At 67.9% G+C, this 14139-nt stretch carries 14 protein-coding genes; 7 read left to right on the top strand and 7 right to left on the bottom strand.

Features of this window, described 5'->3' with window-relative positions:
- The first annotated feature begins 188 nt into the window (after nucleotides 1-188).
- Together LFT45_RS19810 and LFT45_RS19805 are read left to right on the top strand one after the other, a co-directional pair.
- A complete protein-coding gene (locus LFT45_RS19810; RefSeq protein WP_236805284.1) occupies nucleotides 189-530 on the top strand; it encodes a CBU_0592 family membrane protein in 342 nt (113 codons plus the stop codon).
- 89 nt (nucleotides 531-619) lie between these two features.
- Complete coding sequence (locus LFT45_RS19805) at nucleotides 620-970, top strand: hypothetical protein (protein ID WP_236805283.1); 351 nt, start codon at nucleotides 620-622, stop codon at nucleotides 968-970.
- Between the two features lie 25 nt (nucleotides 971-995).
- Here the strand turns inward: LFT45_RS19805 and LFT45_RS19800 are convergent, their stop codons facing one another.
- The gene (locus LFT45_RS19800) at nucleotides 996-2426 is read right to left on the bottom strand and encodes an MFS transporter (RefSeq protein ID WP_236805282.1); all 1431 of its coding nucleotides are present in this window, start codon (nucleotides 2424-2426) and stop codon (nucleotides 996-998) included.
- Between the two features lie 217 nt (nucleotides 2427-2643).
- Between LFT45_RS19800 and LFT45_RS19795 the strand changes: the two genes are divergently transcribed.
- The 3 genes from LFT45_RS19795 to LFT45_RS19785 are packed head-to-tail and all read left to right on the top strand — an operon-like array spanning nucleotide 2644 to nucleotide 7369.
- Nucleotides 2644-3666, top strand: a complete 1023-nt coding sequence (locus LFT45_RS19795; RefSeq protein WP_236805281.1) for a 3-oxoacyl-ACP synthase III — start codon at nucleotides 2644-2646, stop codon at nucleotides 3664-3666.
- Nucleotides 3660-6344 (top strand): alpha/beta fold hydrolase, encoded by a 2685-nt coding sequence (locus tag LFT45_RS19790; protein WP_236805280.1) that lies wholly within the window; start codon nucleotides 3660-3662, stop codon nucleotides 6342-6344. The genes LFT45_RS19795 and LFT45_RS19790 overlap by 7 nt, the downstream gene beginning before the upstream one ends.
- The gene (locus LFT45_RS19785; protein WP_236805279.1) at nucleotides 6341-7369 is read left to right on the top strand and encodes an NAD-dependent epimerase/dehydratase family protein; all 1029 of its coding nucleotides are present in this window, start codon (nucleotides 6341-6343) and stop codon (nucleotides 7367-7369) included. Before LFT45_RS19790 ends, LFT45_RS19785 begins: the two co-directional genes overlap by 4 nt.
- On the opposite strand, the gene LFT45_RS19780 is transcribed toward LFT45_RS19785, so the two are convergent.
- Nucleotides 7318-7986: a TetR/AcrR family transcriptional regulator gene (locus tag LFT45_RS19780; RefSeq protein ID WP_236805278.1), complete on the bottom strand. Its 669-nt coding sequence runs from the start codon at nucleotides 7984-7986 to the stop codon at nucleotides 7318-7320. The genes LFT45_RS19785 and LFT45_RS19780 overlap by 52 nt on opposite strands.
- 101 nt (nucleotides 7987-8087) lie before the next feature.
- Here LFT45_RS19780 and LFT45_RS19775 point away from each other — a divergent pair, with 101 nt between their 5' ends.
- Nucleotides 8088-9095 (top strand): NAD(P)-dependent alcohol dehydrogenase, encoded by a 1008-nt coding sequence (locus tag LFT45_RS19775; RefSeq protein ID WP_236805277.1) that lies wholly within the window; start codon nucleotides 8088-8090, stop codon nucleotides 9093-9095.
- A 100-nt stretch (nucleotides 9096-9195) separates the two neighbouring features.
- On the opposite strand, the gene LFT45_RS19770 is transcribed toward LFT45_RS19775, so the two are convergent.
- From LFT45_RS19770 to LFT45_RS19750, 5 genes are all read right to left on the bottom strand, one after another.
- A complete protein-coding gene (locus LFT45_RS19770; protein WP_236805276.1) occupies nucleotides 9196-9558 on the bottom strand; it encodes a hypothetical protein in 363 nt (120 codons plus the stop codon).
- A gap of 47 nt (nucleotides 9559-9605) precedes the next feature.
- Nucleotides 9606-9836 (bottom strand): hypothetical protein, encoded by a 231-nt coding sequence (locus LFT45_RS19765; protein ID WP_236805275.1) that lies wholly within the window; start codon nucleotides 9834-9836, stop codon nucleotides 9606-9608.
- A 25-nt stretch (nucleotides 9837-9861) separates the two neighbouring features.
- Complete coding sequence (locus LFT45_RS19760; RefSeq protein WP_236805274.1) at nucleotides 9862-10884, bottom strand: hypothetical protein; 1023 nt, start codon at nucleotides 10882-10884, stop codon at nucleotides 9862-9864.
- Between the two features lie 317 nt (nucleotides 10885-11201).
- Entirely contained in the window at nucleotides 11202-11909 is a 708-nt protein-coding gene (locus tag LFT45_RS19755) for an SCO1664 family protein (protein WP_236805273.1), read from the bottom strand.
- 18 nt (nucleotides 11910-11927) lie between these two features.
- On the bottom strand, nucleotides 11928-12593 hold the full coding sequence (locus LFT45_RS19750; RefSeq protein ID WP_236805272.1) for an MSMEG_4193 family putative phosphomutase: 666 nt from the start codon (nucleotides 12591-12593) through the stop codon (nucleotides 11928-11930).
- 136 nt (nucleotides 12594-12729) lie between these two features.
- Here LFT45_RS19750 and LFT45_RS19745 point away from each other — a divergent pair, with 136 nt between their 5' ends.
- Complete coding sequence (locus tag LFT45_RS19745; RefSeq protein ID WP_236805271.1) at nucleotides 12730-14130, top strand: sigma 54-interacting transcriptional regulator; 1401 nt, start codon at nucleotides 12730-12732, stop codon at nucleotides 14128-14130.
- Nucleotides 14131-14139 lie beyond the last annotated feature (9 nt).

Raw genomic sequence — 14139 nt, 5'->3', positions numbered from 1 at the left:
TTAAAACTAGGGGTAAGAGACAGCCCGGGCGGTCCGGCGGACGACGTCCCGCCCGGACGGCTGAGCACAAACTGTTCAGCGATGCCTGATCCCGTCGGCAATGGCGCCCCTTACGAACAAAACATATGGCCCGTCATCTGCACTCCGCCCAGCGGATGGCAGCCGGGCATCAACCCTGAAAGGACATCATGGAACTGCTGTGGGAAATCTCCGGTTGGGCAGGCGCTGTTGCGATTCTGAGTGCGTACCTGGCTGTGTCCATGGGTTGGCTGAAGGCCGGCAAGGGCTTCCAGACCGCGAATCTCCTCGGTTCGTGTGCCTTCATTGTCAACGGCGCGTTCCACGAAGCCTGGCCGTCCGTGGTCACGAATGTCGCCTGGTTCCTTATCTCCGCGGTAGCGCTTGTTCGCATGCGCTCCCAGCAGGAGCCCACGGTTGCCGCTGCTGAGCCCCAGCACGTGCAATTTCCCGGTGTCCCCGAAACCGGCCAGATGGCCATCATCGAAGCCCCCCAGGCGCGCTGCGCCTAAGCGAACGACGACGGCGGGACCTCCCGCCGTCGTCCGCTTCAGGACAATTCCCCTTATGATTTCGGTACTGCCGCTATCTAGGGAGTGATGTGCGAGATACAACGGTCCGGCGGAATTCCGCCGTATGGCAGGTCTGGCTCTGGCTGATCGGAGCCGGATTCGCTGTGCTCCTTGCCGGGATCGTCTTCGGACTGCAGCAGACCGGCCCGCTTTGTGGCAGCCCGCTGCTACCGGACAGTCGTCCCGCTGAAACGTTCGACGCGCTCCACCGGGGAGCCAAATCAGCGGCGGATTGCTACCGCAGCATCGAGGTGGCAGCGGTTCCCACCTGGATCCTGATTGCGCTCGGCGTCGTCCTGGTCTTGGCGGGCGTCGCCGTCCGGATAGTCGCCATCAGCCGGACCGCCGCCGCGATTCAGAAAATGGGCGGACCCCGTTAGGGCAACCCCTTAAAGCACCGTCTACTCACGCAGAGGCCTCCGGGGCGTCCGCGGCCGCCTGAGCATATGATGCCGAAACCCGGCGGTAGACCGGCGTCAGAAAGGCCGCCAATGCGGCCGCGATCATGATGATTCCAGCCACCAGGAACACCAGAGCGATGCCCCGCGAGGTGCCCTCGCCCAGGAGCGGGGCCAGCTGGGCTGCGCCCTCGGCGGACCGCGCGTACGGGATGATCCAGAACTGCGCGATAGGGGCAATGAGGAACGCGGTGACCGGCGCCGCGGCCGACTCGAAGGCCATCGCGAATCCGAACACCCGGCCCTGGCGGGGCAGGGGCACCACCTGCTGGATGACAGTCTGCTCGGCGGCCTCCACGAACGGTATCAGGACCAGGTACAGCCAGATGCCCGCGACGTACAGCCAGGCCCACTCCCGCAGCGTGAACACCGCACCGAGGAGCCCCATCACGGCCACAGCGATGAGCAGGGTGCGCAACGGGTTGGCGCCGAGCCCGAATTTGCCGATCAGCGCCCCGCCTATGATGAACCCCGTTGAGCCGAGCGCGAAGACGGCGCCCCACATCTCCACGGAGAACATCTCGAGGCCGTACGGATCCATCAGCGCCATGTAGACGCCGCCGATGAAGTTGTTGAAGGTGGAAAACAGGATGAGCGCGAACAGTCCGGCGATGGCAAGCACGGCAGCGAGTGAACCGCGCAGATCGAATCCGCCCTGTGCATCGGTGGCGGCGGCGCGCAGTTCCTCGGGCATCCGCAGGGTGAGCAGGTGCGCGAACGCCAGGGCGGTAAGCACCAGGGCGACGACGATGGTCCACCCCATGCCCAGCAGCCCGACGGACAGCCCGGAGAGCAGGGAAGTGACGATGAACATCAGCCCCTGCACCATGCCCACCAGCCCGTTGGCGTTGGCCCTCCGGTCGGGCTCGATGAGGATGGTGACCGTGGTGGACAGCGCGATGTTGCGCATGTTTTCCACTACCGCCCCGACCAGGATGATCAGCGTAAAGGCCCAGAACCAGGGCTGGGACAGGTCCAGGATCAGTTCGGCGGGCGCCAGGAGGAACATGACCCCGGAAAGCGTGAACATCACCAGGGTGAAGGCGGCGGCGAAGCGCATCACCGCCAGCTTGCGGTAGCGGTCCACGAAGGTGCCGAAGCTGATGCTGGAAAGGGCGATCAACAGCATGTACGCCCCGCCGACCACCCCCGTGGCGATCACATTGCGCGTCCCCAGGTACACCCAGAACGTCAGCGCGAACCAGAGGTAGCTGGTGGTGACGTTGGCAAGCGCGGTATTCACCAGGATCCCGGTAAAGGTGAGGGACCGCTGTGCCGGACTGCGCAAGGAAGTATCGACGGCGCCGGGATCGGTCAGCGTCGGAGCCTCGGCGTCAGTGTCAGCATCCTGGACCGGGGCGGGTTCCTGCTCGGTCATGCGTCCCAGTGTACTGACAGCTGACGGGCACGGATACGGCCCTTAAGCGGACGACGGCGGGACGTCCCGCCGTCGTCGGCCTGCCTTAAGTAAAAGGGTGCCACGGGCGGCAAATGTGGAGGATCCGGGTTTGCACCAGCATAGTTAAGTTCTTGAGCTTGCAGTTATGGGTACAGTCACCGCATGAATGCAGGACAGAAACGAACAGGGGCTTGAATTGGCAGGGAATGCAACCTTCCGGCACAGCAACACCGCGCTGCTTTCGGTGAGCAGTGTCGAGGCTCCGAAGATCGTGAGTTCCACGGATTTCGACCGGAGGCTGGCTTCGACCCTGCAGCGGCTGAAGTTCCCGCCGCGGCTGCTTGAGCGCGTTGCCGGCATAACGCACCGCCGCTGGTGGGCCGCCGGGACGTCGTTCGACGATGCTGCGGTCGAAGCTGGCGCGAAGGCCCTGGCCGAGGCCGGCGTCGAGGCGTCCGAAATCGGCCTGCTGATCAACACCTCGGTCACGCGGCGCAACCTCGAACCGTCTGTCGCGGTGAAGATCCACCACGGACTAAGCCTGCCGTCGTCGGCCATGAACTTTGACCTGGCCAACGCCTGCCTTGGATTCGTCAACGGCATGACCCTGGCGGCCAACATGATTGACTCCGGGCAGATCAAGTACGCGATGATCGTCAACGGTGAGGACGCCCAGGCCACGCAGGAGGCCACTTTGGCCCGGCTGCAGCGCCCCGAGACCACCCGCGAGGACTTCAACCGCGAGTTCGCCACCCTCACCCTGGGCTCCGGCGCCGCCGCAGCGGTGTTGGGCCCCGCGGACCAGCACCCCGGCGCGCACCGGATCGTCGGCGGCGTGGTGCGGGCCGGCACTGAGCACCATGAACTGTGCGTGGGCGGCATCGACGGCATGGCCACCGACACCAAGGGCCTGCTCGATGGCGGCCTGCAGCTCGTGGTGGACGCCTGGCACGAGGCCCAGCCCGAGTGGGACTGGGGCTCGATGGACCGCTACGTCACCCACCAGGTGAGCAATGCCTATACGAAGGCCATCATTGACGCCATCGACCTTGACCCGGACAGGGTGCCCATCACGTTCCCGCACTGGGGCAACGTGGGGCCGGCGTCCCTCCCCATGACCCTGGCCGCGGAAGCCCAAAGCCTCGAAACGGGGAACCGCGTGCTGTGCATGGGGGTCGGGTCCGGCCTGAACACCGCCATGATGGAAATCGTTTGGTAGCCGCGGGCTGGCCCGGCGTTGACTGGCCCGGCGCGGGCTGGCCCGGCGTCGACCCCGAATGGTCGCGCGAAATTGCGGTGGCGTCCACCTCCGCCGCGGATGACCCGGGAACCGTGCGCCGCTGGCATCTGCTCGACAATGGCGCCCAGCTTTCCCGCCGCGGCCTGGCTCCCGCCGGCACCCTGCTGTGCGTGCACGGCAACCCGACGTGGTCCTACCTGTGGCGGACCCTGCTGGCCGCCGGAACCGACCCCGCGCATCCGTGGCGTGTGGTGGCGGTGGACCAGCTGGACATGGGCTACTCGGAGCGCACCGGCACCTTCCGGCGCCTGGCCGACCGGATCAATGACCTGGGCGACCTCACCGACGCACTCGGCCTGGACGGGCCGGTGGTTACGGTGGGCCACGACTGGGGCGGCGTGATCAGCCTCGGCTGGGCCCTGGCCCATCCGCAGCAGCTGGCCGGGGTGGTGCTGACCAACACCGCCGTCCACCAGCCCGCCGGCTCCGGCATCCCGCCGGCGCTGCGGCTTGCCCTGCACCCGGCCGTGCACCGCTGGGGAACCACGACGTCGGACACCTTCCTGCGGGTGACGCATGCCCTGGCCCGCCCGCCGCTCGCCGCTGATGTCCGCAATGCCTTCATGGCCCCCTACCGTGGTGCCGGCCGCCGCACCGGCGTGGGGAACTTTGTCGCGGACATTCCCGCCGACACGTCCCATCCCAGCCATCCGGCGCTCACCGGCGTCGCCGAAGGGCTGCGCGACTTGAGGGTTCCGGCCCTCATGCTGTGGGGCCCGCGGGACCCGATCTTTTCCGACCGGTACCTGAAGGACCTCATCGGCCGTCTGCCGCATGCCAAGGTGCACCGCTTCGAGGGTGCCGGCCACCTGGTCGCGGAAGACCGGGACATCGCCGCTCCCGTCGTCGAGTGGCTTGCCGAGCTGGGCCGGGACGGCGGACCTGATCGGCAACGGACAAAGGCCCCGGCCGACGCCGTCCCGCCGCTTTGGGCGCCGCTCGCCGAGCTGGCGGCAGGAGCCGCCGGCGGGGACACCGCCGTCGCGGAAATGGCGCCGGACGGCAGCGTTGCCCGCTCGCTCAGCTGGCGGGAGCTGGAACAGGGCATCGCCGCGCTCGCGGCGGGCCTGACGGAAGCCGGCGTAGGGCATGGCTGCCGGGTGAGCCTGATGGTCCCGCCCGGCGTGGACCTGACCGTGGCCCTCTACGCGTGCCTGCGGCTTGGGGCCGTGGTGGTCGTGGCCGACGCGGGGCTTGGCCGCCGCGGGCTGAGCCGCGCCGTGAAGGGCGCCACCCCGGATTTCCTGATCGGCATCGACAGGGCGCTGGCGGCTGCCGCGGTGCTCGGCTGGCCGGGACGCCGCATCAGTGTCCAGGACCTGCCGGCCGCCCGCCGCCGCCTTCTCGGCGTCGAAACCTCCCTCACCGCCCTCGCCCGGCGGGGAGCGAGCGTCAGCCCGAAACCGCCGGCCCTGGCTCCTGGTCCGGATGCCGACGCCGCCGTGCTCTTCACGTCCGGCTCCACCGGTCCCGCCAAGGGTGTGCTCTACACGCACCGGCAGCTGGCCGCGATGCGGGATACGGTGGCCGAAACGTTCGGGATCCGGCCCGGTGCCAGACTGGTGGCGGGCTTCGCGCCGTTCGCCCTGCTGGGGCCCGCGCTCGGAGCGGTTTCGGTGACGCCGGCCATGGACGTCACTGCGCCCCGGACCCTGACGGCCCGCGCGCTGGCCGACGCCGCCGCGGCCATAGACGCTACCGTGGTTTTCGCCTCGCCGGCGGCCCTGCGTAACGTCCTTGCCACGCGGGCTGGCGTGAGTGGTGGAGGGCGTCAAGCCTTGGAGGGTGTCGAGTTGCTGCTGTCTGCCGGCGCGCCCATTCCCGAACCGCTCCTGGTGGAGGTGCAGCGGCTGCTGCCCCGGGCCTCGCTGCATACCCCGTACGGGATGACCGAGGCGCTGCCGGTCACCGACATCAGCCTCGACCAAATCCAGGCCGCCGATGCCGAAGCTGCCGCCGGCACCGTGGCGGGAGCAGGCAATGGCGTGTGCGTGGGGCGGCCCGTGCATGGCGCGCGCGTGGCCGTCGTCGCACTGGCGGCGGATGGCACCGCACCCGGCACCGATTTGGTGACTGAAGCCGGCGTGACTGGCGAGATCCTCGTGAGTTCACCGCACGTCAAGGAAGCGTACGACAGGCTTTGGCTGACCCAGCGGGAGAGCAGCAGTCTGTCCGGATGGCACCGCACCGGCGACGTGGGGCACTTCGACGCCGCCGGCCGGCTCTGGGTGGAAGGACGTCTCGCGCACGTGGTGACGGCGGCCGGTTCCGTGGTCACGCCCGTGGGCGCCGAACAGGCCATCGAACGCCTCGACGACGTCGGGCTGGCCGCCGTCGTCGGGGTGGGTCCGTCCGGAACGCAGGCCGTCGTCGCCGTCGTCGAGACCGTGCCTCCCGCCCGCAAACCCGGCCCCGCTGCGCCGCAGCTTGCCGGGCGTGTCCGCGCGGCGGCACTCGCCGCGGGCGTCAGTGTCGCCGCAGTGCTCGCAGTCCCGGCACAGCCCACCGACATCCGGCACAACGCCAAGATCGACAGGACCCGTCTGTCCCGCTGGGCTTCGCGGGTGCTGGCCGGCGGCCGTCCGGGCACGCCGTGAGGGTCCTCGTCACCGGCACAAGCGGGCTGCTCGGGCGGGAAGTGGCCCGGCTGCTGGTCCGGCAAGGCCACGCCGTCGTTACATTCCAGCGCCGTCCGTCAGGGGTGGACGGCGCTGCAGACTTCTGCGGGTCCGTCACGGACGATGACGCTGTCCATCGCGCGGTTGCCGGCGCCGAGGGCGTCATCCACCTGGCCGCGAAGGTCTCCTTTACGGGCCGCACCGCGGAGTTCGACGAGGTGAACGTCGAAGGCACACGCCGTCTGCTCGGTGCTGCCCGCGATGCAGGCGTGCGGGACATGGTGTTCGTGTCCTCCCCGTCCGTGGCCAACTCCGGCGCCGCCATCGCCGGGCTGGGCGCGGAGCCCGCTGATCCGGAGCATGCGCATGGCGACTACTCCCGCACCAAGGCCGAGGCGGAGCTGCTGGCACTGGCAGCGGACGCTCCGGATTTCCGGGTCACGGCAGTGCGCCCGCACATCGTCTGGGGCCCCGGCGATACCCAGCTCGTGGAACGGGTCCTGGAACGTGCAGGCCGCGGCCGCCTGCCGCTGCTCGACGCCGGGGCGGCCCTGATCGACACCACTTACGTGGACAACGCCGCCTCGGCCATCGTCGCCGCGCTGCACCGCATGGAGCACATCCACGGCCGGTCCCTCGTCGTCAGCAACGGCGAACCCCGCCCGGTCGGCGAGCTGCTGGCGGGCATCTGTGCCGCGGGGGGCGTCCCCGCGCCGTCGTGGTCTGTGCCGGGCGGGGTGGCGCGGGCGGCGGGAGCGGTGGTGGAGAAGCTGTGGACCTGGGCCGGGCGGAAAGAGGAGCCGCCGATGACCAGGTTCCTTGCTGAGCAGCTCTCCACCGCCCACTGGTTCGACCAGCGCGAGACCCGCGAACTTCTCAACTGGACGCCCGCCGTCTCGCTTGATGAGGGCCTCGCGAGGCTGGCCGAGCACTACGGTTCCGTCGAAGCACGCTACCCAGCCGGTGCCGGCTCCAACGCGCCGAGGATCAACTCCAGCCCGTAGGCGAATTCGTTGCCGTAGTCGTAGCCGGGCTGCATGACCACCTGCATGGCGATCTCGACCATATGCGGGTAGTCACCGGTTGCGAACCGTTCCATGATGGGACCGGCCACCTCAGCCATCGGCTCATGCTTTGCTATGGGCAGTGCGGCTTCCTGGAGGGCGAACCCGTAGATGTAGCTGTCCAGCAGGGAGTAGGCCCGGGCGGTCTGTTGGACGGTAAAGCCCGCGGCGCGCAGTGTCCCCAGGGTTGCCTCGTGGTGCTTTAGGGTCGCCGGGCCTGGCGCTTTGCGGGATTCCAGCAGCCCCACCGCCCACGGATGTCGGCGCAGCGCTTCGCGCGCCGAGTGGGCCCGGCGGCGCATCTGTTCCTTCCACTCACCGCCAGCGTCCGGTGTTTCAATTTCCGTGAAGACGAGGTCCACGAGGCCGTCAAGGATCTGGTCCTTGTTGGCCACGTAGTAGTAGAGCGTCATCGGCTTGGTGCCCAGGCTCTGTGCGAGGGAGCGTATCGATAGGGCAGCGATACCGTCCCGGTCTGCCAACTCCAGAGCCTTCCGCATTACCTTCTCCCGGCTGAGCACCGGCCGGTCCCTGCCGCCCGCTACTGCGTCCTTCATTATGGGATCCTCCTAGCCCTTCCGTTTACGTACAGTGTACGATATTGTTCTCGTACAGCGTACGACAATCACCTGCAAATGAAGAAAGGAACGCTATGAAAATGCAGGAGCGCTCTCAACAACAGGGCACCAGGAACGGGGACGGCATGCGCGCTATTGTCCGGGATACCTACGGAGGGCCGGAGGTGCTGCGTCTGGACGAGGTGCCTCGCCCTGTTGTCAAAGGCGACGACGTGCTCATCCGTGTCAGGGCGGCCGGCGTCGACCGCGGAGTCTGGCACCTGATGACAGGCCTGCCTTACCTCGGCCGTCTCGCATTCGGAATCCGCAAACCGAGGAACCCGGTTCTGGGCCTTGATCTCGCAGGAACCGTAGAAGCCGTAGGTCCCGACGTCACGCGGTTCGCAGTCGGCGACGCGGTCTACGGCAGCGGCCGTGGCTCCTACGCTGAATACGCCGTTGCACCGGAGGCTCAACTGGCCGCGAAGCCCCAGGGCCTCTCCTTCGAGCAGTCCGCGGCGGTGCCGGTCTCCGCGGTCACTGCCCTCCTGGGCCTGCGCGCCGGGAAAATCAGCGAGGGGCAGAAGGTGCTGGTCACCGGAGCGTCCGGCGGCGTCGGCAGCTACGCGGTCCAGCTGGCCAAAGCCTTCGGTGCGCAGGTCACGGGAGTCTGCAGTACCGGCAAGGCCGGGTTTGTCCGTGCCCTCGGCGCCGACCACGTCATCGACTACACCCGTGAAGACTTCGCAGACGCCGGCCCGTACGACCTCATCCTGGATATCGCCGGAAACCCCCCGATCTCCCGCCTGCGCCGCGCTCTGACACCCACAGGAACGGCCGTCATCACCGGCGGTGAGGGCGGCGGCAAACTGACCGGAGGCCTGCACCGCCAACTCGGCGCCCTGGCGCTGTCCCCCTTCATCGGCCAACGGCTGACCACGTTCCTCGGCCTGGTCCGTGCCGCCGAACTTCAGGATCTTGCCCCGCTCATCGAGGCCGGCAAAGTCGCGCCAGCCCTCGACCGGACCTTTCCGCTGGCTGAGGCCAAGGACGCGATCCGCTTCCTGGAAAACGGCCAGGTGTCCGGCAAGGTAGTGCTCACCATCTAAACGGCAGAGAAGAGGCTCAGTCGCCAGCCGAAATCAGCGAGCCGCCGCTATGGGCTGCTCCTGAAAGGCCGGCATCACCGCGTCGTCCGCTAGCGTTTTGTTAGTTGGTGCCCGGCCGGTCGCCTGCTCTGCGCGGCATGGCCGACGTCCCGTGATGCGGGATCACGCCTGAGGCCAGGACGGGGACAAGGCCCGTGACCAGCGTGCCCAAGCGGGCGGCCGTGTCCGTATTCAGGCCGCTGCCAGCGAGAGTGAGGTTGTCGCCGCCGATCACCAGCACAGCGGCGTTCATTGCGGCGTCCAGCCAAGTGGCGTCGTCGGGATTGGCGATGTCGAGCTGTTCGCGGTACATCGTCGCTTCGCCGGCCCGCAGGGAGATCAGCCCCTGCGGCGTCGTCGTGATGGCGAAAACAGTCCCGGCCGGCGAGGACTGCTGGAGCATTTCGCCGTAATCGCCGCTCATGCACAGCTGAAACCCTTGGGACAGCAGTGCGGCGACCAGCGCGGAGGTCAGCTCACCGCCAGGCTCCCGGGAGGACAGCACGTCAGGCCCGGTTCCCGGCAGCTCCGGTGGCAGATCTCCGCGTCGAAGGTGAAGTATTGGGTGGCTGGAGCTAAGGCCAACCGGCAGGCCGCACAGGCGGTGGCTGTGGCCGCGGTGACGGCCACGTAAGACGTCGTATCCCGTCCCTTGAAGGCCTCAAGGTCCGCGTCCCACGCGACGTTGTTTGTGATTGGCATTCGCGTCATCCTAGTTTGCTGACGGTCAGGGCATCAGCGGCGCGGTAAGCCCGTCTGTTGAGGTCCTGGGCGCGAGCCGGCTTCCGTCGGGCACCGGGAACGGGAAGCCGAGGACTGCGAGGCGGCCGCGGACCTGGTTTTGGGCCTGGCAGTCCTGGATGCAGTCGCTGGGGGAGTTGGCCACTTCGACGGCGTCCTCACCGGTGACCATGCCCATCCGGCCGCCGCTGGCGACGTCCCAGATGGACATCGCACCGCAGTGGTTGCCGGTCTCGTTCAGGCCCAGCGTGTTGGTGAAGTCCGGGCCGCAGGCCGGTTGTGGGACCCGGTCGGCGACCTGGGCGCTGTCGCGGACGGCGAACTTGGCCGAAACGCTGTTGCCGATGTTCACCCGCGGCCTGACCTGGACGCAGAACTGGCTCGGCGGCCCGGTCTGCACGCTGGTGCAGGCGGAGCCGACGAAGTCACCGAGGCGGGCCCGGAAGTTGGCGTTGTCGAAGTAGAAGGCCTCGTTGGCGAGGCGGTGCACGATGCGGGTCCGGTTCCCGTCGCCGCGCTCGGGCTCCATCTGGAACAGTCCGCCGGTGGCGCAGTCCTTGGCCTGGATGCTCATGGACAGCCCGCCGGTGCCCGTCCGGGCGAGCGTCACTTCTTCGTCTTTGACCTCGAGGGCGATGCTGCTGGTCAGTGCGAGGCCGCGGTGGTCGGGGACCTTGCTGGCGAAGACCGGGGTATACCGGCCGCCGGTGATATCGAGTTCGTTGGGCGCGCCCGTGAAGGCGTAGTTGTGGATCGCGAAGTTCGCCGGGTCCACCTCGAACCGGACGAACGTGCCCTGGACCACGAACCGGCTACCGGGGGCCGCAACGGTTCCGTCAAATTCTCCGGCCTGCCCGAGGACCCGGAACCCGCCGCCGACGCACCCTTTCGACGATGCTGCCTGCGCCGGTCCGGCGAGACCCGCGAAGCCGGCCGCGGATGCCGCCAGTGCGACGGCCGCTGCCGCTGACCGGAATTTCCACCTTGGTTGCCGCCCCAAAGCACTCATCAGATCCTCCTTGCTGGCCGGCATCGCAGCACTCAGTCATTGAGTTTCCGTCCCGTCAACCGATGTCAGACTATGAGCTGGGCAGCACCCTCGGAACGGATGGTGACGTATACGGTACGAATCTTGGATAAACCTTGGAATTTCCCTCAACGTCTCCGCGAGAAGGGCCCCGCGGCATGCCTGAGATTCTCGAGAAGCGCCTGAATGGGAGGGGCTGGCAGTGCAGGCTCGCGCAGCGAACATGCTTGCATCTGCCCCACCCTACAACTCGCTGATGCGTACTGGGTGGTGGGGGCCCGCGCTGAACCCGGTGCCCCCTACACCAACGGCCACGGGTACCGCATGCCGGTTCGGTCCACCGGAAGCACCGGTTCGTGCAGCAGCCGCCGGACCCGCCGCTGCAGGGCGGTGACCTCCGAGCCATCGAGGAGTTCGGCCACCTCCTCGGGCACGGACTCGGCGAGCGGGGCGATGTCCTCGAGCAGGGCCTCCGGGACGGGGTCGCCCGCGAAGTCCCAGATCACGGTGCGCAGTTTGAAGGTTGCCGAGAAGCACAACCCGTGGTCGATGCCCCACACCCGGCCGTCGTCGCCGCGCAGCACGTGCCCGCTTTTGCGGTCCGTGTTATTCGCGACGTAGTCGAACAGGGCGATCCGTGACAGGTCGGGGTGCGTTTCCGGGACGTCGGCGTACAGCGTGAAGTAATGTTCCCCGAAGTCGCAGTCGATGAACCACTGCAGCGACCCGACTCCCAAGGGTGCCTCCTCGCGGATCACCGTCGCCGGCACGAATCCCCAGCCCAGGGACTCGCTGAGCAGGTACGCGGCGCGTTCCCGCCGGTACAGTCCGGGCTCAAAATCGGATAGCGGCCGTTCTCCTGCCTCCGGCTTGTAGACCGCAAAGCCGGTCTCGTTCCCGCCGGAAATCTCCACGAGGAACGTCTCGTTGCTGCTGCGCGGGATGCGTCCGATCAGCTCGACCTGCCCTTCCGAAAGAAGTGTCAGCTCGCGTCCACAGCCAGCCATATCACGGCACCATGACCTTCACGCCCGCAGCCCGGTCAACGGTTCCGACGTCGAATTCACCATGTGTACGGCAGGCGCCTGACCGTCCGAGTATGAAATGGCAGAAACCGACCCCGGGCTGATGACTATCCGCTGGAAGTGGTCAAGATCCGTGCCCAGGGCGTGGGCCACTGCCGCCTTGATCGGGTCGGCGTGGGAAAAACAGACGACGACGCCCCCGGCGTGCGCTGTCCCCAGCCCCTCGAGCGCCCCGACGATCCGCGCCTGCATCTCCGTGAGGCTTTCCCCGCTGGGGAAGCGGAAGGCCGAGGGGTTGTGCTGCACCGTCTGCCATTCCGGCAGACCGGACAGTTCGGCGAGTGCGACGCCGGTCCACTCACCGAAGTCGCATTCGAGCAGGCCGGGCTCCTCGTGCACCGCCAGCCCAACAGCGGCCGCCGTTGGCTCCGCCGTCTCGCAGGTGCGCTCCAGCGGTGAGGAGTACACGGCGTCGACCTTAAGGCCCGCGAGCCGTTCCGCAACCCGTTCGGCCTGCGCCCGGCCACGCTCCGAAAGATGCAGTCCCGGCGCCCGCCCGGGCAGCACCATGCCGGTGGTGGGCGTCTCCCCGTGGCGCACCAGGAGGAGGAGCGTGTTTTCCGGTTTCGACGGCGGTGATGGTGCCGACGGCGTTTCTGCAGTCATCGTGATCTAAGCGTAGCGGCAGGGGACCCCGCCCGAGCTTGCGAGGGTGGGGGGCCGCGGAGCGCTAGCGTTCTGACGGGTAGGAATCGGAGGGAATCTCTCGATTCCCCGCACAGTCGAGGACTAACGTAGAGGGGTGAGTGATCGTCCAGATATCTTCACCGTTGGCGAACTGCGTGCATCCGGCCACGTCCACAAGGACCTGCGCCACGAAATCCGCGACAACCTGATCGCGGCGCTCGCCGCCGGGCGCGATCCATGGCCCGGGCTGTACGGGTTCAGCCGGACCGTGTTGCCGCAGCTTGAGCGCGCCCTGATTGCCGGCCACGACGTAGTCCTCCTCGGCGAACGCGGGCAGGGCAAGACCCGGCTGCTCCGCACCCTGGCCGGGTTGCTGGACGAGTGGTCGCCGGTGATCGAGGACTCGGAACTCAACGAGCACCCCTACGAACCGATCACCGAGCAGTCCCGCGCCCGTGCCCTCACCGAAGGGGACCGGATGCGGGTGGCCTGGCGCCACCGCTCGGAGCGCTACGTCGAAAAACTTGCGACGCCGGACACCTCCGTCGCCGACCTCATCGGCGACGTCGACCCGATGCGCGTGGCCGAGGGCCGCCGGCTCGGCGATCCCGAGACCATCCACTACGGCCTGGTCCCGCGCTCCAACCGCGGCATCATCGCCATCAACGAGCTGCCCGACCTCGCCGAGCGGATCCAGGTGTCGATGCTCAACGTGATGGAGGAACGTGACATCCAGATCCGCGGTTACGTGCTGCGGCTTCCGCTGGACGTGCTGGTGGTCGCGTCCGCCAACCCCGAGGACTACACCAATCGCGGCCGGATCATCACGCCCCTGAAGGACCGCTTCGGCGCCGAGATCCGCACCCACTACCCGATCGAGCTGGACGACGAGGTCTCCGTCATCCGCCAGGAGGGGAAACTGGTGGCCGACGTCCCGCCCGTCATCCTGGAGATCCTGGCCCGCTACACCCGGGCGCTGCGGCAGTCCCCGGCCATCAACCAGACCTCCGGCGTTTCCGCCCGCTTTGGCATCGCGGGCGCCGAAACTGTGGCGGCGGCGGCCCTGCGCCGGGCCAGCGTGCGAGGGGAGGACCAAGCTGTTGCCCGGATCATCGACCTGGAGACCGCCGTGGAAGTCCTCACGGGCAAGATCGAGTTTGAGTCGGGCGAGGAAGGGCGTGAACAGGGCATCCTCGACCACCTGCTGCGCACTGCCACGGCCGAAGCCGTGCGCGCGCATTTCAAGGGTATTGAGATGGGGCCGCTCGTGGCCGCGCTCGACGGCCACACCACCGTGACCACCGGGGACCAGGTCACGGCACGGGAGTTCCTCCAGAACCTCCCGTCCCTCAACGGCACCGGACACGGATCGAGTCTCTACGACAAAATCAGTGAGCGCCTGGGCGCGAAAAACGACGGGCAGCGCGCTGCGGCCGTCGAACTTGCGCTGGAAGGCCTCTACCTCGCCCGCCGGATTTCCAAGGAGTCCGACGACGAGGCAACGGTCTACGGCTAAGTCCAGTTT

This window comes from Arthrobacter sp. FW305-BF8 (assembly GCF_021789315.1).
GTDB lineage: Bacteria > Actinomycetota > Actinomycetes > Actinomycetales > Micrococcaceae > Arthrobacter.
This window is presented reverse-complemented; position numbering and strand designations above follow the sequence as displayed.

Coding starts and splice junctions, on each gene's coding strand:
- LFT45_RS19810 (WP_236805284.1), top strand. CDS start 189: ATGGAACTGCTGTGGGAAATCTCCGGTTGGGCAGGCGCTGTTGCGATT.
- LFT45_RS19800 (WP_236805282.1), bottom strand. CDS start 2,426: ATGACCGAGCAGGAACCCGCCCCGGTCCAGGATGCTGACACTGACGCC.
- LFT45_RS19780 (WP_236805278.1), bottom strand. CDS start 7,986: ATGAAGGACGCAGTAGCGGGCGGCAGGGACCGGCCGGTGCTCAGCCGG.
- LFT45_RS19775 (WP_236805277.1), top strand. CDS start 8,088: ATGCAGGAGCGCTCTCAACAACAGGGCACCAGGAACGGGGACGGCATG.
- LFT45_RS19770 (WP_236805276.1), bottom strand. CDS start 9,558: ATGAGCGGCGATTACGGCGAAATGCTCCAGCAGTCCTCGCCGGCCGGG.
- LFT45_RS19765 (WP_236805275.1), bottom strand. CDS start 9,836: ATGCCAATCACAAACAACGTCGCGTGGGACGCGGACCTTGAGGCCTTC.
- LFT45_RS19760 (WP_236805274.1), bottom strand. CDS start 10,884: ATGAGTGCTTTGGGGCGGCAACCAAGGTGGAAATTCCGGTCAGCGGCA.
- LFT45_RS19755 (WP_236805273.1), bottom strand. CDS start 11,909: ATGGCTGGCTGTGGACGCGAGCTGACACTTCTTTCGGAAGGGCAGGTC.
- LFT45_RS19750 (WP_236805272.1), bottom strand. CDS start 12,593: ATGACTGCAGAAACGCCGTCGGCACCATCACCGCCGTCGAAACCGGAA.